This window comes from Streptomyces sp. NPDC107471, from assembly GCF_055582845.1.
In genome coordinates, this window is the sequence record NZ_JBVJPC010000015.1 from 50,887 (window position 1) to 74,577 (window position 23,691).

Genomic DNA, 23,691 nt, shown 5'->3' on the forward strand with positions numbered 1-23,691 from the left:
CCCACCATCCAAGCGGCCCGGCACGCGCGCCGGAACCGTTGAGGTGATCCTGGAAGGGTGAGAGGTGTCCCAGTCGGGCTGATCCCGGCGGCCTACGCCGCTTCCGGCCGCCGGGCCGTGCGCGTGGCCCTGGCCGCTGCGATCGGCTTCTACCTCTTCCGCTACGGGCTCGGCAGTCCCGTCGCGGCCACCTACGCGCTGTTCGGCGCGGTGGCCCTGGGCGGACTCTCACGGACCCCGGGGACCGGACGCCAGCGTGCGGCGATCATGCTGCGGGTGCTTCCGGTGTGCTGGGTCCTGGTGGTCGTCGGCACCTATCTCTCGGTACGCACCTGGAGCGCCGTCGCCGGGATGCTGGCCGTCGGCTTCGCACTGGCCTTCTCCGCCGTGGGCGGACCGCGCCCGGCGGGCGTGGCACCGGGACTGCAGCTCCTGTACATCCTGCCGTCGTTCCCGCCGTACGATCCCGGATCGCTCGACGAGCGGCTGCTCGGTACGACGACCGGACTGGTGCTGCTGATCGCCACCGAGGCGCTGATCTTTCCCGAGCCCGCCCCGACGCCGTACCGGGAGCGGACGGCTCGCGCCGCACGGACGGCCGCCCAGTGCGCCCGAACCCTGGCCGAGCCGCCGTACGTCCTCAAGGCCGCGGACCGCGGAACGGCGGAAGAGGCCGGCCGGGGGCTGCGGTCGCTGATGGTGCCCGAGGCGGAGCGTCCGGCCGGTCCCGGTGTACGGATGCGGGCCCTCGCCCACACCAGCCTCGCCGTCCGCACGCTCCTCACTCGCCTGGCCTGGCTGACCGCCCCCTCCCATGGGCAGGAACGGGAGGTAGTGGCCGTGCTGCGTGCGGTGGCTGACCTCGCGACGGTGACAGCGCGGTGTCTGCGCGAACGGACTTCAGTGCTGGGGCCGTACAAGGAGCTGTCCTCGGCGCGTGCCGCACTGTCGGCCGTGTCCGCGGGCCCGCCCGGCTCGCCGCCCCCGCCCCCGTCCGGATTTCCGCCGGCGGTGCTGCGCAGGCATGCTGCGGTGCTGGAGATCGCGGATGCCGCGCTGGCCATGGGGGCGGCGGCCGACCGGGCCGTACGCGGACGGCACGCCGAAACCGAGGTGGCGCCGCAGCGCTTCTGGTACGCCATCGTCCCGGCCCCAGTGCTGTGGTGGCACCGGCTGCGCGGCCACGCGGGGCGCCGGTCGGTGCTCTTCCAGAACGCGATGCGGATCGCGCTCGCCCTTACCGCGGCGCGGCTCGTCGCGGGCATCGACACCCTGCCGCACGGCTTCTGGGCCATGCTCGCCACGCTCAGCCTCACCAGGACCACCCTGCAAGCGACCCGGCACACCATCCGGCTCGCGCTCACGGGCACGCTGGCCGGGGCACTGCTGACCGCCGGGACACTGACCCTGGTGGGCACCCACACCAGTGTCTACGCCGTACTGCTGCCCCTGTGGATGCTGTTCGCCTTCACCGTCGGGCCGGTGCGGGGCGTCGGGTGGGCCCAAGGGCTGTTCACGGTGCTGGTGGCCCTGGTGTTCGCCCAGCTCGCACCCTCCACCTGGCAGTTGGCGGAGGTGCGCGTGCTCGACGTGCTGATCGGCAGCACGATCGGCGCCGTGTTCGGGCTGCTCGCCTGGCCGCGCGGCGCGCAGGACGAGATGCGCCGCGCGGCTGCCGAACTCCTGCGTACGGCCGCGGAGGTCGTGGTGGCCACGACCTCGTCGGTGGCGGGCGGCGCCGCCGCGATCGTGCCGGCAGCCGCGCCCGGGCAGCGATCCCTGCACCACGCGGTCGTCCTCGCCGAGTCGGCGTACGCACAGTTCCAGAGCGAGCCCGCACCGCTGAGGGGCGGCGGGCGGGGGTACTCGGCGTCGGTGGACTGGCAGGCGACGCTCATAGCCGGCCATCACACCCTGTGGGGCTCCGAACGGCTCCTGGCTCCGCCCGTCACCGTGCTGCCGGCCGCGGCAGCCCGAGCGGTGGACGCGCTCGGCGAACGTATGGCCGGGCGGATGCTGCTGGTCTCCGCAGCGCTGGATCCCGGCGGGGACACCCCACCCACGGCCGTACCGCGGATCGGCCCGGTGTACCCCGAGTTCGACGCCGAGCCGGTGGGCGCGCCCCGGCGGTACTACGCCGTGGCCGAGTGGCTGGAGTCGCTGGCCGCCGATCTGACGCGGGTCTCCCGCGGGGCTGAACCGGAGGGGGACGCCGGCTCGCACACCGATGCGCGTTCACGACCGGAGGGGGACGCCCGCTCGCACACCGATGCCCATCCACGCGCCGACAGCTCCCGCAAGCCCGCCTGAGCGCCAGTCGGCCATCGGGCGGCCGGCTCAGCCGACGGTCAATCCGTCTTCGCCGCGGTGTGCCTGTGCTGCGCCTCGGCGGACGAGGTCCCAGAGGCCGCGGTGGCCTCGGTGGCCTCGGTGGCGGCTGCGGTCCCGCCCGGGTGCCACAGCGCGACCAGGAACGCGATCCCCAGGGCGACGGCCATGCCGTAGAAGACCCACTGGTTCGCCTCGGCGAAGTCCATGCGCACCGCGCTGAAGATGTCCCGCATCTGGTCGGCCGACGCTCCGGTGCCCGAGGGCGGGCTGGCGTCGCCGCTGCCCGTGATGGAGCTGCTGACGCGGTGGGCGGTGTCCCGGGCCTGTTCGGCCGACAGGCCCCGCGACTCCAGGGTGCTCGCCACGTTCGAGCGCATGACGTGGGTGAGCATGGTGCCGAAGACGGCCATGCCCACGCTGGCCGCGTAGTTCCGTACGGTCTGGGTGATGCCCGTGACCTCGCCGTAGGACGGTCCGATGGCGCGGTTGACGGCGTCCGTGGAGGCCGGAGCCAGGATGAAGCCGATGCCCGCGCCGGCCAGCGCCGCGTACGGCCACTGGTCGTGCATGGACAGGTCGGTCAGCTTGCCCGCCCACAGGGCGAACCCGACGCAGCCCAGGACAGCGCCCGCCTTCAGTGCCGGGCGCGCGCCCCGCTGGTCGAGGATCCGGCCGCCCCACTGCGAGGCGATGGCGAATCCCGCGAACACGTACAGCAGGAACAGTGCCGCCTGGTTGGGTGAGGCGCTGAGCGAGACCTGGGCGTACACGGACGCGAAGAAGAACAGCGGAACGAACGCGAGCATGGCGAAGAACAGCACCACCGCGTCCACGGTGAAGCCCCTGTCCCGGAAGACGCGCAGGTCGATCAGGGGGTGGCGGACGCCCCGCTCGTAGCGGACGAAGAAGGCGAGGATCGCCAGGCCGCCCGCGACGCAGAGCCAGGTGGCCGCGCTGTCCCAGCCCCAGGAGTAGGCCTGCTGGAAGCCCAGGACGCTCAGTCCCATGCCGGCCGCCATGAGAGCGGCGCCCACGATGTCCAGGGTGCCGGTCCGCCTGCGGTCGGCGATGCGGGCCATCGCGGTCAGTACGAGCGCCACCACGGCCACGGGGACGTTGACCCAGAACACCGCGCGCCACGTCCATGACGCCGTGAGCCAGCCACCCAGCAGCGGACCGACCGCGGTCAGGGCGCCGGACAGCCCGAAGAACAGCGCGAGGGCCCGGCCGCGCCGCTCGGCCGGGAACACCGCCACGACCACCGCGAGCGCGGCGGGGAAGAGCAGTGCCGCCCCGGCCCCCTGGACCGCCCTGAAGCCGATGAGCCAACCCTGCGCGGCGTCCCCCTTGGGGACACAGCCGCACATCACCGACGACACGACGAACACGAACGTGCCGATGACCACGATCCGACGCGGACCGTACAGGTCCGCGAGGCGACCGCCGACGGCGAAGAAGGCGGCCAGTGCCAGCAGATATGCGTTGATCACCCACTGCATACCGGAGGCTGAAAGGCCCAGTTCCCGGACAATGTCCGGCGCAGCGATCGACACGATGGTCTGATCGATGAATGTCATCGCAACCGCGAACATCATGGCCGCGAGAGCCAGTGTCTGCTGATGCACCGTGCGAGGCGCCGACGTGGTGCCAGCACCCCCGTAGCGTGTGTCACTCACGCTCCCAGTCTGCCCCCACCCGGGCCGGCCCGCAGCGGCAGAGCCGGCTACGACGGGTGCCTCCACTGCGGCAGGACAGGCCGGGAATCAACCGCAAACGTTTTTCGACGCACACACGAAAACGCCTGCTTCCCACGCCCCCGGTCCACCGACGCATCCACGATGACCCGAGTCATCCCCTTTGATCTCCCCCAGGGGTATTGTCCGTCGGGTGAACGCAGACGACGCGAACCGGCGCTGGACACAGTCCATGCCCGAGGCCTACGAACGTCACCTCGCCCCGGTCTTCTTCCGGCCGTTCGCCGCCGACCTGGCCTCCCGAGCGGCCGCCCTGCGACCGCGCACCGTTCTGGAACTCGCGGCCGGAACCGGGGCCCTGACCTCAGCGCTGCTCACCGCGACGCCCTCGACTTCAGTGGTGGCGACCGACCTCAACGAAGCCATGGTTGCGACCGGTTCCGCGCTGGAGCCGCGAGCGCGGTGGCGGCAGGCGGACGCCCAGGCACTGCCGTTCGAGGACGGCAGCTTCGACCTCGTCGTGTGCCAGTTCGGCGTGATGTTCTTCCCCGACAGGACCGCCGCCTACGCAGAGGTCCGCCGAGTTCTGGCTCCCCAGGGACAGTTCCTGTTCAACAGTTGGGGCCCGGTGGCCTCGCACGGGTTCGGCGCCGCGTTCCAGAACGCACTGGAAGAGGCCATTCCCGACGGGACACCCACGTTCCTGACAGACGTACCGCACGGATACACCGATCCGTTGCGAGTCACCGCGGACCTCGAAAGCGCCGGACTGACGGTTACCGACACGGAGGAGGTCACCCTGGAGGGCGTCGCGGAGTCGGCCGCCTCGGTGGCCACCGGGTTCCTGACCGGCACACCCGTCAGCGCAGCCCTTCAGGCCCGCGGTGACGTGAAATCCCTGCAGGCCGCCATCGCGCAGCACATGACAGAGCAGCTCGGCAGCGGTCCTGTGACGGCACCGATGACGGCAACCGTCTACTCGGCTCGCCGCCGGGCCTGACCCTCACAACCTCAACAGGTCACCGCTGGCCTCCACTTCGCCTCCCGGATCAGACAGGCCCGCTCCCGGCCACGCGCCTGTGGCGGGCGCACCATGAACGCGCCTGAACCCCAGCCCGAGAAGCGGAAGCCGCCGACCACCGCGCGAACCGCTCGACGCAGCCGTGGCGCCGTCGGGAACGGGCCAAGGACTCCCTGAGCCTTGACGCCGGAGAGCGGTGATCCTACGGTCCCCACACTGCCTCACGATCGGTCACCTCATCGAATCATTCGACGAGGAGGGGAGCACTCCCACGGCTCAACCGCATCAGAATCGATCCCTGCCTGTACAGCAGGTCTGCATCTCAACCAGGCCCATCGCGAAACTTTCGAATCTGGCACGGGCACTTGGGCCGGCGGCAGGTGACCGTGTCGGTGGGGGCATCGCCTTGCATGGCCGAACCGGCCGACCCGGCAAGCGGAATGACGTCAAGGCAGCGAAGCGCAGACGAGGAAACCCACATCAGCGTCGCGTCCAGACGGAGGAGCAATGTCGTTGCACCGTAGCGATTCCGGCACCACAGGCCCGGCGTACCCCAGTCGCCGGGCCGTCTTGGCGACCATGGGCACCCTGCCCGTCCTCGCGGCCGCCGCACCGGCAGTGGGAGCGTCCCGAACCGCGTCCCTGGCAGCAGCCGCCGTGACCGTCGACCCGTCGGCGACCCGGCAGTTGATCCGGGGATTCGGCGGCATGAACCACCCGCTGTGGATCGGCGACCTGACATCTGCCCAGCGGGACACGGCATTCGGCAACGGCGAGGGACAGCTCGGCTTCTCCATGCTGAGAATCTTCGTCTCAGAGGACAAGGCGAACTGGAACCGTGAGGTCGCGACGGCGAAGCGGGCGACCGAGCTTGGGGTCACGGTCTTCGCGTCGCCGTGGAATCCACCCGCTCAGATGGTGGAGACCTTCGTCCACGGCCAGCAGACCGACGCGAAGCGACTCCGGTACGACATGTACGGCGCCTACGCGCAGCACCTGAACGATTTCGTCGCCTTCATGCGGAGCAACGGCGTGAACCTGTACGCCGTCTCCGTGCAGAACGAGCCCGACTACGCCCACGACTGGACCTGGTGGACCCCGACCGAGATGACCAGGTTCCTGCGGGAGAACGCCGGCTCGATCAGCACCAAGGTCATCGCTCCGGAGTCCTTCCAGTACGTCAAGAGCTTCTCGGACCCGATCCTCAACGACCCCGCAGCCCTCGCCAACCTCGACATTCTCGGGGCGCACCTCTACGGCACCTCGTTCCAGAACTTCCCCTACCCCCTCTTCAGGCAGAAGGGCGCGGGCAAGGAGCTGTGGATGACCGAGGTCTACTACCCCAACAGCAGTGATTCGGCCGACCTCTGGCCACAAGCGCTGGAGGTGGGGGAACACGTCCACCGCGCGATGGTGGACGCCGAGTTCCAGGCGTACGTGTGGTGGTACATCCGGCGCGGCTACGGCCCCATGCGCGAGGACGGGCGGATCAGCAAGCGCGGTGCCGCCATGGCGCACTTCTCCAAGTACGTCCGCCCGGGGCACCTGCGGATCGCCGTGACCGCGAACCCGCAGGCGAACGTCTACCTCTCGGCGTACAAGGGGAACGGCTCCCGGGTGGTCATCGTCGCCGTCAACAAGGGGACCTCGCAGGTGAGTCAGCAGTTCATCCTGCAGAACAACGCCTCGTCCAACGTGTCTTCCTGGCTGACGGACGCAAGCAGGACCCTCGCGTCACAGAGCAGGATCACCGTGTCGAACGGCTCCTTCACCGGGCAGTTGCCCGCGCAGAGCCTGACCACGTTCGTGACCGGGTAGAGGCCTCGCACTCACACTGCGCCATCCTTGGGCCGAAGACCCGCGCGCTTCCAGTTGCCGTCGGGCGGTCTGACAGGCGGTGTCGTCAGTCCTCGACCGCCCGCCGTCCGGTCACCGTTGGAACTGGCCGACCCGCGGCCCTGCTGCCCACTCCCCCGGGGTGGCCGGGCCTTCGAGGAGATCTGCTCCCAGTGGTGTGACGACGTGGCGGACGGTGTTGCGGTCGCGGAGGCTGTGGATCAGGCCCGCCTCGCGCAGCACGCTCGCGTGTTCGCTGGCCGACGCAGGTGAGATGTTCAGTCGGCGGGCGATCTCGATGCCCGTCGCGTGCTGTGTCTCGGCGATGGCGATGAGGGTCGCGGCCCGGGTCCGTCCGAGGAGCCTGTCGAGCGCGTCGGTTCTGTTGACGGCGTTGCCCGGTCTCAGCGAGCCGGCACCACGGGGCGCCGGGTACACCAGCACGGGTGGCAGGGCCGGGTCCCGCAGGGTGATGGGACCGCCCCGGCAGAAGTAGGAGGGCACGATCCGCAGTCCCCGCCCGCCGAGGTGCATGTCCTGGTCGCGGGGATAGGCGAGACGTAGGACCGGCGCGCGCCACTGGACCGCCGGATGCAGGTTGTTCAGCAACTGCTCGGCTCCTCCCGCCGCCAACGTCTTTGCCCGCGAGGACAGTTCGGCGTCGACGGCCGCGGTGATCTGCGACCAGTACGGGATCAGTGCCTGCCGGTGGTAGTGGCGCAGGGCGGTGCGCAGGGCGCGCCGCGCGGCGGGGGCTCCGGACGCGAGGGCCTCCGCCCACGACGGCAGTTTCTGCTGCCGGGCGAGGGTCGTCAGATCGGTCTTCAGCCGCGCGCGGGAGGCGGACACCACGGCTTCGACGGCCGTCTCGAGATCCGTGGTGCCGTCGGCCGGCGTCAGGAAGTCGGGTGAGTACCCACGCGGCGGAGCGAGGTGCAGAAGCGGCCGGGAGGCCACGTCGAGGGAGGTGCGGGCATGCGTCCACCATGCCCGTAAGTCGACGTCGGCGTCCTGGCCGCCGAGGACGTGCAGGCTCAGCAGAGCCTCCCAGGCGGGGTCGGGTCCGGGCGCCAGCCGGATCCTGCCCAGGTCCTCCGCACTGAAATGGATGCGCAGCATCAGCGTGTCCCCCGTACGACTGCTCCCTCAACGTTCTCACCTTCCCCGAGGAACGCACAGGGCAACAGCGACGATCGCGTCAGTGGTCCACATTCGGCGAGGACCGAAACACCTTTGCCGCCCTGCCGCCCTCGCCTACTCTCGTGGACAAGGGGCTACGTGGAGTCGACGCGCGGTCCCGCGGTAGCTGTGGAAAACGAGTTGCGTCACATTGTTTCGGGGCGCCCTTCACTCCCAGGGCACTTTTCGTGGTCGAGCGCCCGGCGACTCGTCACCAATTGCCGCGCCGCATATTACCAATGGACAGTGAGTCGGTCAGATTTCATCTTTCCAGTCGCCATTCTGCGCGGCCGGACCGCTTCTTCCATACGCCCTGCACGGACCCCAGTAAAGTCGCCGTCGGCACGCACCCCGTTGAGCCGACGCCGACCCCTTGCTCCTCAGGGTCCAAATGCGTCGGCTCACCGGCAAGGGTGCGGAATCACCTCAGCATTCGCCGCGCCACACGGCCTTGATGAACGTCACACCGCTGACGAAGTTCCACTTGTAGTCGCCGGGCCCGGGGTTGTAGTGCAGGCAGTCCTCGTAGGTGCCGCCGTTGTACGTCCAGGTCAGTTGGATGTGGTCCTCACCTGCGAACTCCACGCCGTTGTTGAAGACCGATCTGCCGCTGACGCTGCCGGTCCAGTTCCCCTCCGTCTTCACCAGGAGCTGACCTGTCTGGCCCTCGCCCGCATATATGCAGAAATAACTCTTCTCGCACCCCGAAGGGTTGGGCTCCGCCGACACGGTGGTTGATGCGGCGAGCACGCCGGAGAAGGCGGCGGAAACAGCCAGGGTCGCCAATAAGCGCTTGTGCACGGTTTTCCTCCTCTTTCGATGACGGTGCGCGCCCACCGTAGCAATCACAGGACGAGGACGGACATATTCCGCCCCACCACAAGTCCTTCGCATCGCGGCCCACGAAATCCGGAATCAGCGCCGCCGTTCACGGAACGAACCCCTCCGGGGATTGATTCTCGCCGTCCTGAAAAGGGAGGTCCAAGCGCTTCGTGGAGGGCCTTCCCGCGCCACCTGCACCAGGCCACGGAATTCGCCAGGAATATTGACCTGTTCACAACCCAACCGTCCCAGCCGGATATTGCCTCCGGCTCATATTCGGCCAGGGTGTGACCCCTTGGATCCGTTCGGCGGCCCCCTGAGCGCCGGACACGTCTCCACAAGGGGGAAACATGCACCTTCCGTCGTTCCAGGCGTTACCTGACGCCTCCCCACGACAGCGCGGACGCCTGCGCGTCCGCTCCGCCCTGCCACTGACCTCCCTGCTGGTCACCCTGGCGCTGACAGCGGGCGTCGCACCCGCCGCGGCGGCACCGCCCCCCGACCCCACGGGTCCCTCGGACACCCACTGGGGCAGATCCACGGCCGCGCGGATGCCCGCCGTCCGCACCGGCGTCACCAGACCCCCGCGCGCCGTCCCCTCGGCCGCTCCCGACACCCACGAGAGAGCCTGGCAGCAGCGCGAGGAGCGGCGTCTGCGCGGCCAACAGCCGGCGCCCGAACGCTCCGGCGAGCCACAGGCCCTGCGCTATGTGCCCGAGGGCCAAGGGGCTGTGCCCTGGCACCAGATCAGTGACTTCCGCGTCACGGACGCGCTGGTCGGACGGATCGACTACTCGACCGGCAACCTCATGCTGGCCGCCACCGACTTCGACATCGCCGGTGTCGGCCAGAGCCTCCAGCTCACCCGCACCTACAACTCCCTGGACGCCCCCTACGGCGAGGTCGACGCGCAGTGGTGGCTGGGGTACGAGCGCAGACTCGACCTGTCCTTCACCGACCAGGTCTTCCACTACGACGACACCGGCGCGACCGTCGAGTACACGAAGAACGCCGACGGCACGTTCACCACCCCGTCCGGCTACTCCAAGGACCTGCGCAAGAACAGCGACGGCACCTACACCCTCACCGACCGCTCCTCCGGCCTGGCCGACACCTACGCGGCGGACGGCAGCCTCACCAAGGTCGGCGACCGCAACAACGGCTCGGTCACCGTCAGCGCCCACCACGACGCCTCCGGAGCGCCCGCCGGGTTCAAACTCACCGAGACGCGCTCGGGCCGGTGGATCGACCTGACCCGTACCAGCGGCACCACCTGGCAGGCCGAGGACAACAGCGGTCGTACCGCCCGGTACGAGGTGGACGCCGGCTCGGACCGGCTGGTCCGCACCGTGGACACGGCCGGCAAGGCGACCGCGTTCTCCTACGACACCGACGGCCGGCTGGTGAAGCTGACCACGTCGGAGTCCCGATCCGCCGTGCTCACCTACGACGCGCAGGACCGGGTGACCTCCCTGCGCCGCTACTCCGAGACCGGCGGCGGCCCCGGCCCCACGTACACGTACTCCTACACCGGGGCCACCCACCACGACGCGGGCGTCACCACCGTCACCGACCCGCTGGGGCACACCAGCGAGTACCACCACAACGCCGACGGCGAGGTCACCAAGACCCTCGACGGGCTGAAGCACGAACGCTCCAAGACCTACAAGGACCACCTCGTGCAGACGGCCACCGACGCCATGGGCACCGGCAACGGAGGCCCCGGCGGCAACGTCACGGCGTACGGGTGGGACACCCGCAACAACCCCACCTCCGCGAAGCTGCCCACCGGCGCCACGGCCACCGGCAGTTGGCAGACGATCGCCGGCGCCGACGTGCCCTCCAGCGCGAACGGCCCGGACGGGGAGAAGTCCGAGTTCACCTACGACACCGCCGGCAACACCAAGACCGTCACCACGACGGGCACCGGCGGCGGCACCCGCAGCTTCACCCACAACGAGGCCACGCCCACCTGCGGCGGCTTCCAGGGCCAGACCTGCTCGGCCACCGACGCCAACAACAAGAAGACGTCCTTCCACTACGACGGCCAGGGCAACCTCACCACGGCCACCCCGCCCGCCCCGCAGGACCCGGCCAGCTACACCTACGACGCCCTCGGTCGCACCCGGTCCGCCACCGACGGACGGGGGGTGAAGACCGTCTACACCTACGACGACCGCGACCGGATCACCAAGGTCACCACCCCGCAGTCCACGGTGACCTATGTGTACGACGACGACGGCAACCTCACCACCCGCACCGACGCCACCGGCATGCAGACCTACCGCTTCGACGCGCTCAGCCGGGAGACGATCCGCACCCTCCAGGACGGCTCACAGACCGTGCTGGCCTACACGGCCGACGGCAACGTGGACACCTACACCGACCCCGGCGGCGTCACCGACTACGACTGGGACGCCGCCAACCGGCTCACCGCACTGACCGGGCCCACCCACAAGAAGACCACCTACGAGTACGACAACAACGACGCACGCACCAAAACGACCTACCCCGGCAACACCGTGCAGTCGGTGACGCTCGACAACTCCGGCCGCCCGACCGGCATCAGGAACATCGCGCCGTCCGGCCGCGTCACCAGCGACCTGTCGTACACCTACGCCTACACGGCCGGCACCGAATCCCTCGACGGGATCAAGATCCGCTCGCTCACGGACAACCTGTCCCGCACCAGAACGACCTACCAGTACGACTCGGCGGGCCGGGCCTCCCTGGCCGAGGAGGTCGACCAGTCGGGCCGCAAGAACTCCTGGCAGTACTGCCACGATCCGGCTGGAAACCTGCTCTCGCAGGGCAGCATTCCGGGCTGCCCAGGCTCCACGGTCTACACCTACAACGACGCCTCCCAACTGATCGCCCGCAACGGCATCACCACCAACTGGTCCTACGACAAGGCCGGAAACGAGACCGCGGGGGCTCCGACCACCGAAGCGACCCGCACGGCGGAGCAGTACACCGACTTCAGCCAGATGAAGTCCGTGACCGTCGGCGGCACCACCTACGGCGCGCAGTACGCCAGCACCGACAGCAGTGAGCGCACCCGCCTGGGCACCACCGTCTTCCACAACGGTCCCCTGGGGCTGTCCGGACAGACCACCGCGGGCAAGGACACCGAGTTCATCCGCGAACCCGGTGGCACGCTCAACTCCCTCACCACCGGCGGGAAGAACTACTACTACCTCACCGACGCCCTCGGGTCCGTCACCGGACTGGTCGACGAGAGCGGCAAGCAGGTGAACACCTACCGCTACACACCCACCGGCGTCAGCCGGCCCGGCACCACCGAATCCGTGCCGCAGCCCTACCGCTACACCGGCGGCTACCAGGACTCGACGGGCCTGTACCACTTCGGCGCCCGTTACTACGACCCGCAGATCAGCCGGTTCACCCAGCCCGACCCCTCGGGCCAGGAGAAGAACCCCTACCTGTACGCGGAGGGCGATCCGCTCAACCGCATCGACCCCAGCGGCACCTACTGGCTCATCGACACGGCCAGCAAGCTCCTCAACATCAAGACCGTCGCCGAGGGGGGCCTGGCCTTCCAGGAGGGCAACGGCAAGAAACTGTGGGGAGTTGTCGCGGGAGCGGCGGTCGGTGCGGCCGCCGAGGCGTCCTGCACCGCACTCGCCGGCGCCGCCGGCCTCGCCACCGGCGGAGCGGGCTTCCTGGCAGCCGCCGGCTGTCTCGTGCTCGGCGAAACTCTCGGCAACCATGCGGAGGAGAGCATCTCCGGCGGCTGACCGGACCCACCGTTCCATCCGACGAGAAGAGGACTGCCCATGATGACCGCCGAGACCTCAGGACGCTATGACTACCTGCCGGCCACCGGCTGGGTCATCGCCTTCATCGTCGTCTGCTTCGTCCTCGCCTTCATCCTGAAGAGGCGGGGACGCAAGTAGCACGACCCGAGCAGCGGGGCCGGTGGTACCCGACCACCGGCCCCCACGTGAACGAAGAGCTGCCGGCCCGGCGGCCTCTTCAGCCGATGGTGAAGCGCTGGTTCTGGGCGCCTCGGTCGCAGCGGGCCGTGCGGTAGTAGCCGTCGTCCTGCTGGTAGAGGCAGCGGCCCGTGCCGACGCTTTGGAGCATGACGGCGCTGCGGGCGGCGGGCTGGACGGTGCGCCACTTCTGGTACGAGCCGCCGTTGCAGCGCAAGGGGTAGACATCGCCCCGGTCATTGCTGTCGAGGCAGCGGGCCCAGAAGTTGTTCTTGAGAGTGGTGCTGGTGTTGAGGCGGCCGTTCCACTGCCACAGCAGGCTGCCGCGTCCGGTGGTGCAGCGGTCGCCCTTGAGGCCGGTCTCGGAGTTCTCCCGCAGGCAGTCCCCATAACGGTAGTTCGCGAAGCGGCTGGTGGTGGTGGCAGCCGAGGCGGGTGCGGGGGTGAGGACGGGAAGGGCGAGGCCGGCTACGGCGATGAGGGCGGCGAAAGCCCTCCGGGTCGGGCGGCGCACTGGGAGTCTCCTTGCGGTGGTGTGTTCAGAGGTACGTCGACAGCATCCCCGAACACCACCACCCAGACCTGGAAAAGGGGAGGAAACCGCCGGATCGAGCAGCTCATGCCAGCCGATCGTGTGGTCGGCCAGAGCCACAACCCATCGAGAGGTCCCCTGTCGTACCGGCTAGGCCGACTCCCCCAGCCGCAACGTCGCCTTGACCGCCGCCTCCGCATGGGTCAGCGGTCCGCTGCGGGCCAGGAGGCGTCCGGCCTGTTCGACGGCGAGGGCGCCGAGTTCGCGGGTGTCCAGGGCGACGGTGGTCAGGGCGGGTTCGACGAGGGTGCCGAGCTGGAGGCCGTCGAAGCCGATGACCGCAAGGTCCTCGGGAACCCGGCGGCCGAGCCTGCGCGCGGCACGCAGTGCCCCGATGGCGATGATGTCGTTGAAGGTGAACACGGCGGTGACGTCGGGGTGTTCGGTGAGGAGTGCACGCAGGGCGTGCTGCCCTCCGTCGATGCTCTGCGCGGCACGGCTGACCGCGGCGGGTTCCAGACCGCGGGCGGCCATGGCGGCGGCGTACCAGTGGTGGCGGATGCTGGGTTCGGAGCGTGCGGCGTGGTCGAGCATGCCGATGCGGTGGTGCCCCGCGTCGACCAGGTGCCTGATCGCGTCGTGGACGCCCGCCTCGCCGTCGATGCGGATGGCGTTGAACCGCTCGGCGCGGTGCTCGCGGTCGATGAGCACGACAGGGAGCCCGCGGGTCAGCTTGTCGATCTCCTCCTCGGGCAGGGTGAGGTATCCGACGACGGCGTCCACCTGCGAGGCGATGACCTCCAGGGTGCCGCGCTCCTCCTCCACGCGATCGCCGGTGTCGTAGATCACGACGTGCCAGCCACGCTTGCGCGCGGCCTCCAGCGCCGAGGCGGCGACCTCGGTGAAGAAGGGGTTGAGCAGGTCGGGGATCACCAGGCCGACGCTCGTGGTGTCCTGCCGTACGAGTCCCCGGGCGAACCGGCTGGGCCGGTAGCCCAGCTCCTGGGCGGCGTCCAGCACGCGCTGCTTGGTGGAGGCGTCGATCTCGCCCTTGTCGTTCAGCGCGCGTGACACGGTCTGCCGCGACACGCCCACGGCCCGCGCCACATCGTCGATGGTCACCCTGCGCGGTCCAGTCGCGGACGACGCCATCACTCACCTGTCTCCTGGGTCACTCCGGAGCCTTGACACTTGTCCGTACATAAGCGCAGACTCCGAATCGTTCAGCTCCCGTGAGCGCTCACGTTACCGCTCACGGCCCTTTGTTCCAACCGCCCAGGCACCCGCCGCCAGTCGTTTACTGGGAACGGAAAACATGAGCAACACAGTCACGCGCACCCGCCTCGCCGCCCTCGCCACGGCCACCGGCATCGCCGTACTCCTCGCCGGCTGCTCCTCGTCGTCCACCGGCTCGGACAAGGCCGACGCACCCTCGTGCGCCCCCGCCAAGGGGAAGGTCGTCCTCCAGTACTGGAACACCGTTCCCGGCATGGACAAGGTCGTCGCGCTGTGGAACAAGAAGAACCCGGACATCCAGGTCGAGACGAAGAACATCTCCAACGACCAGTACGGCATCCTCGGCAACGCCCTCAAGGCGGGCAAGGCACCCGACCTGGCGCAGGTCGGCTACGACGAGCTGCCCAACCTGCGCACCCAGAGCGCCTTCGTCGACGCCTCCGCCTGCAAGGACGCCACCGCCGCCAAGTCCAAGTTCGTCCCCTGGACCTGGTCGCAGACGAGCTTCGGCGAGACCGGCGTGTTCGCGCTGCCGCAGGACACCGGCCCGATGGCCCTCTTCGTCCGCAGTGACATCTTCAAGAAGCAAGGCATCGCGATCCCCAGGACCTGGGACGAGTACGCGACGGCCGCGCAGAAGCTCCACAAGGCGGACCCCAAGCTGGACATCACGTTCTTCGACCCGAACAACGCCGAGTGGTTCAACGGCCTGCTCTGGCAGAACAACGCCGAGATGTACAGCTACGCGGGCGACAAGTGGCACGTCACCGTCGAGTCGGAGCAGAGCAAGCAGGTCGCCGAGTACTGGCAGAAGCTGATCTCCGACAAGCTCGTGCGCACCGACCTCGCCAACGGCTCGACGCAGATGTACGCCGCGTACCAGAAGGACCAGATCGCCAGCTACGTCGGCGCCGCCTGGGGCTACAGCATGTTCCGCGACAACCTCCCCAAGCAGGCCGGGAAGTGGTCGATCGTGCCTATGCCGACCTGGGGCTCGAACGGCTCCTCGGGTGACTGGGGCGGTTCGACCGTCGCGTTCATGAAGGGCAGCAAGCACCTGTACGAGTCGGTGAGGTTCAACACCTGGCTCAACAGCGACCCCGAGGCCCTCGCGCTGGAGAACGAGCTCGGCGGTCTCTACCCGGCCGCGAACGCCGGACTCCAACTGCCCGCTCTCTCCAAGGGTGTTCCGTACTACGGCAACGAGAAGATCTTCGATGTCTTCGCCGACTCGTCCAGGAAGATCGACACCAGCTTCGCCTGGGGCCCGACGCAGAAGACGGTGAACCTGGCGCTGCAGGACGCGATGGCCAAGGCGGCCGCCGGGGACGGCACCCTCAGCGACGCCCTCGCCAAGGCACAGGCGACCGCGCTGAAGTCCATGAAGGACCAGGCCATCCCGGCCACGGCGGGCAAGTGACCTCAGCATGACAGACATCGCCACCCGGGCCACCGACACGCCCCGTGCGGTGCAGGCGCCCAAGGGCCGTCGCCGTCTCAACGGCGGCGGCCCCCGGGCCGGTACCGTCCTCGCCTTCGTCACGCCTTTCTTCCTGCCGTTCGTGCTGTTCTACCTGGTGCCGGTCGGCTACGCGCTCTGGCAGAGCTTCCGCGTCGTACGCCGCACCGGTGGCCAGTACGGCACCGCCTACACGACCTTCGGCGGCTTCGAGCAGTACGGACAGGTCTTCCAGAACAGCGAGTTCTGGGCCAGCATCGGCCGCATCGGACTGTTCGGCATCGTGCAGGTACCGGTCATGCTGTTCACCGCGCTGATCATCGCGCTGCTGCTGGACACACCCCTGCTGCGGCTCAAGGCGTGCTTCCGCATCACGGCCTTCATGCCCTACGCGGTACCCGGCGTGATCGCCGCGATCATGTGGTCGTACCTGTACTCTCCGCAGCTCAGCCCGGTCGTCGAACTGCTCGGACACCTGGGCCTCCAGCCGGACTTCCTCGGCCCGGGCGCGGTGCTGTGGTCGACGGCCAACGTCTCCACGTGGCTGTGGACCGGCTACAACATGCTGATCATGTACGCGGCGCTGCAGTCCATCCCGCAGGAGCTGTACGAGGCGGCCCGCATCGACGGTGCCGGCAACTGGACGATCGCCTGGCGCATCAAGGTGCCGATCATCTTCCCGTCGATCGTGCTGACCACGGTCTTCTCGATCATCGGCACACTGCAGCTCTACGCCGAGCCGGCCGTGCTGCGTCAGATCTCCTCGCACATCTCCAGCACCTTCACGCCGAACATGCTGGCCTACGCCGTGGCGTCCGGGAACAACTACCAGCAGGCCGCGGCCATTTCGGTGGTCATCGCCGTCATCACCTTCGTCCTGAGCTTCGGCTTCATGCGACTGACCTCGAAGAGGGCGGGGCTGTGAGCACGCAATCCACGATCCGCGAAAGCCGCGTCAGCCGCACGGCGGTGATGGCGCTGATGCTGCTGCTGAGCGTCTACTTCCTGCTGCCGGTCTACTTCCTGGTCGTCGCCGCGACCAAGCCGCAGGGTGATCTCGCCGCCACCAACGGCCTGGCCTTCTCCCACTTCAACCTGTTCGAGAACCTGCACACCCTGTTCACCCGCAGCGACGGCATCTTCGGCCGGTGGGCCCTCAACACCGTCATCTACGCGGTGCTGGGCGCCGCGGTGGGGACGCTGATCTCCGCGCTGTGCGGGTACGCCCTCGCCAAGTTCACCTTCCGGGGACGGGAGTTCCTGTTCTCGGTGATCCTCGGCGGCGTCCTCGTGCCGACGACCGCGCTGGCCCTTCCGCTGTTCCTGCTGTTCTCGGCGACCGGACTCGTCAACACCTACCTCGCGGTCTTCCTGCCCAGCATCGTCAGCCCGTTCGGCGTCTACCTCGCCCGCATCTTCACCAGCGCCGCGGTCCCCCAGGAACTGATCGAGTCGGCGCGGCTGGACGGCGCGGGCGAGTTCCGCACCTTCTTCTCGGTGGCGTTCAAGCTGATGACGCCCGCCCTGGTGACCATCTTCCTGTTCCAGTTCGTGGCCATCTGGAACAACTTCTTCCTGCCCATGGTGATGCTGCAGAAGGAGTCCCTCTTCCCCCTCACCCTCGGCCTGTACGAATGGAACGGTCAGACCGCACGCGCCCCCCTCCTGCAGGAGTCCGTCATCACCGGCTCCCTGGTGTCGATCGTGCCCGTGATCATCGTCTTCATCCTGCTGCAGCGCTTCTGGCGGTCGGGACTCGCCGCCGGATCGCTCAAGTGACGCCACGCCCCACCGCCCCACCCGCACAGAAGAAGGTTCCCCCAGCGATGCCCGACTCCGCCGTGTTCGTGCCCCACTTCCACTGGGACCGGGAGTGGTACGAACCGTTCCAGGTCTTCCGGCACCGGCTCGTCCAGGCCCTCGACACCGTCCTGGAGACGGCCGAGACCGACCCCGACTTCCGGTTCACCGTCGACGGACAGATGGCCGCCGTCGAGGACTACCTGGAGATGCGCCCCGAGAACCGGGAGCGGCTCGCGGCCCTGGTCCGCGAGGGACGGCTCGCCGTGGGCCCCTGGCTCATCCTCCTCGACGAGTTCCTCTGCTCCGGCGAGACCATCGTGCGCAACCTCCAGATGGGCTGGGCGGCCGCCGAACGCCTGGGCGGCGCGATGCCCATCGGCTATCTGCCCGACATGTTCGGCCACATCGCACAGATGCCCCAGATCCTGGCCCGCGCCGGCATCGAGCACGCGGCCCTGTGGCGCGGCGTCCCCGGTACCGTCGACGGCCACGCCTTCCGCTGGCGCGCGCCCGACGGCTCCGAGGTCCGCACCGAATTCCTCTTCGACGGCTACGACAACGGCCTCGACGTCCTCCTGGTGCCCGACCGGATCGGCAGCGCGCTCGGCGAGTACGCGGGAATGACGGCCCGACGGTGGGGCGCGGACCCGGTGCTGGCCATGGCCGGCACCGATCACAACGCGCCCGATCCCCGCCTGGCGTCCTGGCTGCGGCAGGCCGCCGAGCAGGGGCGTGCCATCACCATCGCGACGCTCGACGAGTACATCCGCAAGCACGCGCGCGACGAGGTCCGTGCCGTCGTCACCGGTGAACTGCGCAGCCACGTGCGCGGGAACATCCTGCCCGGCGTGCTGTCGGTGCGGCTCGGCCTCAAGCAGCGGATGGCCCTCGCCGAACGCACGGTCGACCACGCCGAGCGCATGAACGTGATGTGCTCCGCGCAGGACGACTCGCCCTTCCTCACCCTCGCCTGGCACAAGATCATCGAATCGACGGCGCACGACTCGGTGGTGGGTTCAGGCACCGACGAGACCTGCGACCAGGTCGCGGCGCGCCTCTCCGAGGCCGCGCAGACCGCCCGCGCGGTGCGCGACGCGGCACTCGCCGCGCCCGCCGCACTGGTGCCCGCCGACGGCCACCTGGTCGCCAACCCGCTCACGTCGGCGCGCTCCGCGCTGGTCGAGGTGGATGTCGTGGCGCCCGCCGAAGGATCGGCCCTGTTCGCGAGGTCGGCCGACGGTTCCGTACAGCCCGTGCAGTTGGTCTCCGAGGCTCCGACGGTGCTCAGCGACGAACGCATGGACGCCTCGCATCTGGAGCGGGTGCTGCGCCGCATCCACCGCCGCGAGCTCTTCGGGCGGCTCATCGACCACTACGAGCTCACCCCCCACTCGCTCGTCTTCCACCTGGCCGAGGTCCCCACCAGCGGTCCCTTCGACCTGATGGTGCTGCGGGGCGAGGTCGCCGCCGCGGCCGCCGCACACCCCGGCGAGTGGCAGGTGCGGACGCTGACCGAGGCCCGCGCGAGCGCGCTGGTGCCGGTGGACGTACCGGCCCTCGGCCTGACGAACTTCCGCGTCGAGGCCGGCGAGCCGACCGCCGCCCCCAAGCCGCCGCTCGCGCCCGCCACCGCCTCCTCCCGCTGCCTCTCCAACGGCCTGGTCGAGGTCGAAGTGACCGCGGACGGCACCCTGGACGTGACCGGTCCCGACGGGACGGTCCTGTACGGCGTCGGCCGGCTCGTCGACGGCGGCGACCGGGGGGACAGCTACAACTACGCTCCGCCGGCCGCCGACGTCCTCGTGTCCGAGCCCGTGCAGGTCGCCGTCGACGTCGTCGAGAGCGGTCCGCTGCGCGCCCGACTGCGCGTCACGCGTCACTACGAGTGGCCGGCCGCACTCTCCGACGACCGCGAGGTGCGCAGCGAACAGACGGTGCGCACGCCCGTTGAGATGCTCGTGGAGGTCCGCACCGGGGAACCGTTCGTCCGTGTCTCCACCTCGTTCCTCAACCGGTCCGCCGACCACCGGCTGCGCCTGCACGTGCCGCTGCCCGAGAGCGTGGACACCTCCCAGGCGGCCGGGCAGTTCGCCGTCACCGACCGCGGTCTCACCGCTGAGGGCGGCTGGGGCGAGTACCCGCTGCCGACCTTCCCCGCCAGTTCCTTCGTGTCGGCGGGCGCGGCCACCGTGCTGCTCGACCACTCCAGCGAGTACGAACTGGTGGAGGACGGTTCCGCCCTCGCCATCACCCTGCTGCGCGCCATCGGGTCGATCAGTGTCAACATTCACCCGCTGCGCGACGAGCCCGCGGCGAGCGAGATCCCCACGCCCGGAGCACAGGATCTCGGCATGCGGATCGAGCACCGCTTCGCCGTCGTCCCCTCGGCGGCCGGCTGGCAGGACGCCCGTGCCGTCGCCCTTGCCGAGGAGTTCCGCAACGAGGTGCTCGTCACCCGCGGGACCGGGCCCGGCGGCGGTCAACTGCCGCCTGCCGTGACCGGGATCCGGGTCGACGGTGAGAACGTCCAGGTCTCGTGCGTCCGCCGTGTCGTCGACGACACCCTCGGCGCCGGGACCGAGATCCGGCTGACCGCCCTGCGCGACACCGCCTCCACGGTCCGGCTGACCGGGGCGTTCACCGAGGCCACCACGGTCGACCTGCTCGGCAGAGCCCTCACGCGGGTGCCGGTGCACGAAGGACTCGAACTCTCCCTGGGCCCCTGGGAGATCCGGACCCTCGTACTCAGGTGACCGTCAAGTCCGCCACCCAGCACGCCTGTTGCTAACAGAAAGTTGTCACACTTGTCCTCCGAGCTCTCAGCCCTTGTTTCGGACGTCACGCCGGGGCGCGGCGCACTCCGCCCGGCCCGCTCCTGGCTCCACTCCGACGCCCCCGCTCTGTCCCTGAACGGCTCCTGGCGGTTCCGCCTGTCCCCCACGGCGTCGGCTCCGGAGGACTTCGCCGCCGAGGACTTCGACGACCACGACTGGGACGACCTGGCCGTGCCCTCGCACTGGGTGCTCCAGGGCAACGGCGCCCACGGCCGGCCGATCTACACCAACGTCCAGTTCCCGTTCCCGATCGACCCGCCGCACGTCCCCGACGAGAACCCGACCGGTGACTACCGGCGCGCCTTCGAGCTGCCGGCGGACTGGACGGACGCCGAACGGGTCGTGCTGCGCTTCGACGGCGTCGAGTCACTGTTCCGGGTGTGGGTCAACGGAGTCGAGACCGGCAGCGCCAGCGGCAGCCGCCTCGCCCACGAGTTCGACGTGACGTCGTCGGTGCGCCCGGGCGGCAACGTCGTCGCCGTACGGGTGCACCAGTGGTCGGCGGCGAGTTACCTCGAGGACCAGGACCAGTGGTGGCTGCCGGGCATCTTCCGTGACGTCACGCTCCTCGCCCGCCCCGCGGCCGGCATCGAGGACGTCTGGCTGCGCACCGGGTACGACTCAGGACGCGGCCGCGTCGACCCCGAGATCGTCGCCGACACGACGGCTTTCCCCGTCACCCTGCGCATCCCCGAGCTCGGCATCGAGCAGGTGTGGGCCACGGCGGCCGACATCGCGCCCCTGGACGTCGCCGAGGTCGAACCCTGGTCCGCCGAGCGTCCTCGCCTGTACCAGGCCACCGTGTCCAACGCGGCCGAGACGATCTCCCTGCGCGTGGGCTTCCGCACCGTGGAGATCAGGGGCGACCAGTTCCTCGTCAACGGCCGACGAGTGGTCTTCCACGGCGTGAACCGCCACGAGACGCACCCCGAGCGCGGCCGTGTGTTCGACGAGGAGCACGCGCGCGCGGACCTCGCCCTCATGAAGCGCTTCAACGTCAACGCCATCCGCACCAGCCACTACCCGCCGCACCCGCGGCTGCTCGACCTCGCCGACGAGCTCGGCTTCTGGGTCGTCCTCGAATGCGACCTGGAGACGCACGGGTTCCACAAGGTCGACTGGAGGGACAATCCCAGCGACGACCCGGCCTGGCGCGAGGCGTACCTCGACCGCATCCGGCGCACGGTGGAACGGGACAAGAACCACCCGAGCATCGTGATCTGGTCCCTCGGCAACGAGGCGGGCACCGGCAGCAACCTGGCCGCCATGTCCTCATGGGTCCACGCCCGCGACGCCGGCCGGCCCGTGCACTACGAGGGCGACCACGCCGGCGAGTACACGGACGTCTACTCCCGCATGTACTCGTCCGTACCGGAGACCGAGGCGATCGGCACCGACGGTTCGCGCGTGCCGCTGCTCAACTGCACCCCCGCACAGGGGGCACGGCAGCGTACGAAGCCGTTCCTGCTGTGCGAGTACGCCCACGCCATGGGCAACGGTCCCGGAGCATTCGACCAGTACGAGGCTCTGGTCCACGCACACCCCCGGCTGCACGGCGGTTTCGTGTGGGAGTGGCGCGACCACGGCATCCTGGCCGAGACCGCGGACGGCACGCCGTTCTACGCGTACGGCGGTGACTTCGACGAGGTCGTGCACGACGGCAACTTCGTGATGGACGGCATGGTGCTCAGCGACGACACGCCGACGCCGAGCCTGCACGAGTTCAAGACGGTCGTACAGCCCGTCACGTTCTCCTTCGAGGGGGACAAGGTCGCCGTCACGAATCTGCGGCACTCGGCCGACACCTCGGACCTGCGGTTCCGGTGGCGTGTCGAGCACGACGGACGAGTGGTGGAGTCGGGCGAACTGAAGGCGCCCGTCGTCGCGGCGGGAGCCTCGGAGTGGGTGCCACTGCCGCCGGTCTCCGTCGCCCAGGACGCCGAGACGTGGCTCACCGTCGAGGCCGTACTGGCCACGGCGACCGCCTGGGCTCCGGAAGGGCACGTGGTGGCAACGGCCCAGTCGGACCGCTCCGTTCACCGTCCCGTCCCCGCCGCGCGTACCCGGGCGGACTGGCATGCGGGCACCGGAACAGTGACCCTGGGCGTGGCGGAGTTCGTCGACGGGTCCTTGGTACGTCTGGCCGGGCGTGCCGTGTCGGATCCGCGGCTGGAGCTGTTCCGGGCCCCGACCGACAACGACGAGGGCGCCTCCGACGAGGTCGAGAACAGCGACGCCTCCGTGCCGGGTGTCTCGAACGCCGAACTGTGGCGGCGTGAGGGCCTGCACCGGCTGACGACGCGACGCGTGAGCGTCGAGCAGGCCGAGGACGCCCTGCGCACCCTCGACAAGGTGTCGGCGGCGGATTCCGCCCTGTTCGTGATGGTGGAGACGGTCTGGACGCTCGACGGTGACGAGCTCGAACTGCGCGTGCAGATCGAGCCGTCGAGCGGCTGGCGCACGGTGTGGCCGCGGGTCGGCATCCGACTGGGCCTGCCCGACGGCACGCAACCCGTGGACGGCGCCGAGTGGTTCGGTTCCGGCCCGCTGGAGTCGTACCCCGACAGCGTCCGGGCGGCGCTCACGGGCCGCTTCGCCTCCTCCGTGAGCGACCTGTCGGTCGACTACGCCCGCCCCCAGGAGACGGGACACCGTTCCGGGCTGCGGGAGTTGACGCTGACGAGCGGCGGCCGCGAGGTGCTCCACCTCGTCGCTCTGCCCGACACCCGCGGCCGCCGGCCCGGCTTCGTCCTCAGCCGCCACACGCCCCAGGAGATCGCCGCGGCCGATCACCCTCACGAGCTCCCCGGCTCCACCGCGACGCATCTGCACATCGACGCGGCCCAGCACGGTCTGGGCTCCCGCGCCTGCGGCCCGGACGTCTGGCCGGACTTCGCCCTGCGCCCGGAGTCGTACACGCTCCGGCTGCGGATCGGGGGGCCGAGGTGACGCGGGTGAGGTGACGCGGTCCGGTGGCTCTGTCCACCG

General features: G+C 69.7%; 14 protein-coding genes. 9 read left to right on the top strand and 5 right to left on the bottom strand.

What is annotated here, in order from left to right:
* Nucleotides 1-57: 57 nt before the first annotated feature.
* Entirely contained in the window at nt 58-2,310 is a 2,253-nt protein-coding gene (locus ACZ66S_RS36390; RefSeq protein WP_469905848.1) for an FUSC family protein, read from the top strand.
* A gap of 38 nt (nt 2,311-2,348) precedes the next feature.
* Here the strand turns inward: ACZ66S_RS36390 and ACZ66S_RS36395 are convergent, their stop codons facing one another.
* Complete coding sequence (locus ACZ66S_RS36395) at nt 2,349-3,908, bottom strand: MFS transporter (RefSeq protein ID WP_469905849.1); 1,560 nt, start codon at nt 3,906-3,908, stop codon at nt 2,349-2,351.
* Nucleotides 3,909-4,257: 349 nt separating this feature from the next.
* On the opposite strand from ACZ66S_RS36395, the gene ACZ66S_RS36400 reads away from it, so the two are divergent.
* Together ACZ66S_RS36400 and xynC are read left to right on the top strand one after the other, a co-directional pair.
* Nucleotides 4,258-5,025, top strand: a complete 768-nt coding sequence (locus ACZ66S_RS36400; RefSeq protein ID WP_469905975.1) for a class I SAM-dependent methyltransferase — start codon at nt 4,258-4,260, stop codon at nt 5,023-5,025.
* A 528-nt stretch (nt 5,026-5,553) separates the two neighbouring features.
* Nucleotides 5,554-6,864, top strand: coding sequence for a glucuronoarabinoxylan endo-1,4-beta-xylanase XynC (xynC, locus tag ACZ66S_RS36405; RefSeq protein ID WP_469905850.1), 1,311 nt, complete (start codon nt 5,554-5,556; stop codon nt 6,862-6,864).
* Nucleotides 6,865-6,975: 111 nt separating this feature from the next.
* Here the strand turns inward: xynC and ACZ66S_RS36410 are convergent, their stop codons facing one another.
* Complete coding sequence (locus tag ACZ66S_RS36410) at nt 6,976-8,001, bottom strand: DUF5937 family protein (RefSeq protein WP_469905851.1); 1,026 nt, start codon at nt 7,999-8,001, stop codon at nt 6,976-6,978.
* 486 nt (nt 8,002-8,487) lie between these two features.
* Entirely contained in the window at nt 8,488-8,862 is a 375-nt protein-coding gene (locus ACZ66S_RS36415; protein WP_469905852.1) for a peptidase inhibitor family I36 protein, read from the bottom strand.
* A gap of 572 nt (nt 8,863-9,434) precedes the next feature.
* On the opposite strand from ACZ66S_RS36415, the gene ACZ66S_RS36420 reads away from it, so the two are divergent.
* Nucleotides 9,435-12,641 carry an RHS repeat-associated core domain-containing protein gene (locus tag ACZ66S_RS36420; RefSeq protein ID WP_469905976.1) on the top strand — a complete coding sequence of 1,069 codons (3,207 nt, stop codon included), beginning with the start codon at nt 9,435-9,437 and terminating at the stop codon, nt 12,639-12,641.
* A gap of 238 nt (nt 12,642-12,879) precedes the next feature.
* On the opposite strand, the gene ACZ66S_RS36425 is transcribed toward ACZ66S_RS36420, so the two are convergent.
* Nucleotides 12,880-13,353 (bottom strand): RICIN domain-containing protein, encoded by a 474-nt coding sequence (locus ACZ66S_RS36425; RefSeq protein ID WP_469905853.1) that lies wholly within the window; start codon nt 13,351-13,353, stop codon nt 12,880-12,882.
* Nucleotides 13,354-13,521: 168 nt separating this feature from the next.
* A complete protein-coding gene (locus tag ACZ66S_RS36430) occupies nt 13,522-14,523 on the bottom strand; it encodes a LacI family DNA-binding transcriptional regulator (RefSeq protein WP_469905854.1) in 1,002 nt (333 codons plus the stop codon).
* A 163-nt stretch (nt 14,524-14,686) separates the two neighbouring features.
* Here ACZ66S_RS36430 and ACZ66S_RS36435 point away from each other — a divergent pair, with 163 nt between their 5' ends.
* The 5 genes from ACZ66S_RS36435 to ACZ66S_RS36455 are packed head-to-tail and all read left to right on the top strand — an operon-like array spanning nt 14,687 to nt 23,652.
* Entirely contained in the window at nt 14,687-16,027 is a 1,341-nt protein-coding gene (locus tag ACZ66S_RS36435) for an ABC transporter substrate-binding protein (protein WP_469905855.1), read from the top strand.
* Between the two features lie 7 nt (nt 16,028-16,034).
* Entirely contained in the window at nt 16,035-16,991 is a 957-nt protein-coding gene (locus ACZ66S_RS36440) for a carbohydrate ABC transporter permease (RefSeq protein WP_469905856.1), read from the top strand.
* A gap of 47 nt (nt 16,992-17,038) precedes the next feature.
* On the top strand, nt 17,039-17,845 hold the full coding sequence (locus ACZ66S_RS36445; RefSeq protein ID WP_469905977.1) for a carbohydrate ABC transporter permease: 807 nt from the start codon (nt 17,039-17,041) through the stop codon (nt 17,843-17,845).
* Between the two features lie 47 nt (nt 17,846-17,892).
* Nucleotides 17,893-20,622, top strand: coding sequence for a glycoside hydrolase family 38 N-terminal domain-containing protein (locus ACZ66S_RS36450; protein ID WP_469905857.1), 2,730 nt, complete (start codon nt 17,893-17,895; stop codon nt 20,620-20,622).
* 51 nt (nt 20,623-20,673) lie between these two features.
* The gene (locus tag ACZ66S_RS36455) at nt 20,674-23,652 is read left to right on the top strand and encodes a glycoside hydrolase family 2 TIM barrel-domain containing protein (protein WP_469905858.1); all 2,979 of its coding nucleotides are present in this window, start codon (nt 20,674-20,676) and stop codon (nt 23,650-23,652) included.
* The last annotated feature ends 39 nt before the right edge of the window (nt 23,653-23,691 follow it).

Bases quoted from the DNA above. Each gene is read 5' to 3' on its own strand.
- ACZ66S_RS36445 (WP_469905977.1), top strand. From the start codon at position 17,039: ATGGCGCTGATGCTGCTGCTGAGCGTCTACTTCCTGCTGCCGGTCTAC.
- ACZ66S_RS36410 (WP_469905851.1), bottom strand. From the start codon at position 8,001: ATGCTGCGCATCCATTTCAGTGCGGAGGACCTGGGCAGGATCCGGCTG.
- ACZ66S_RS36440 (WP_469905856.1), top strand. From the start codon at position 16,035: ATGACAGACATCGCCACCCGGGCCACCGACACGCCCCGTGCGGTGCAG.
- ACZ66S_RS36450 (WP_469905857.1), top strand. From the start codon at position 17,893: ATGCCCGACTCCGCCGTGTTCGTGCCCCACTTCCACTGGGACCGGGAG.
- ACZ66S_RS36400 (WP_469905975.1), top strand. From the start codon at position 4,258: ATGCCCGAGGCCTACGAACGTCACCTCGCCCCGGTCTTCTTCCGGCCG.
- ACZ66S_RS36420 (WP_469905976.1), top strand. From the start codon at position 9,435: ATGCCCGCCGTCCGCACCGGCGTCACCAGACCCCCGCGCGCCGTCCCC.
- ACZ66S_RS36435 (WP_469905855.1), top strand. From the start codon at position 14,687: ATGAGCAACACAGTCACGCGCACCCGCCTCGCCGCCCTCGCCACGGCC.
- ACZ66S_RS36395 (WP_469905849.1), bottom strand. From the start codon at position 3,908: ATGACATTCATCGATCAGACCATCGTGTCGATCGCTGCGCCGGACATT.
- xynC (WP_469905850.1), top strand. From the start codon at position 5,554: ATGTCGTTGCACCGTAGCGATTCCGGCACCACAGGCCCGGCGTACCCC.
- ACZ66S_RS36430 (WP_469905854.1), bottom strand. From the start codon at position 14,523: ATGGCGTCGTCCGCGACTGGACCGCGCAGGGTGACCATCGACGATGTG.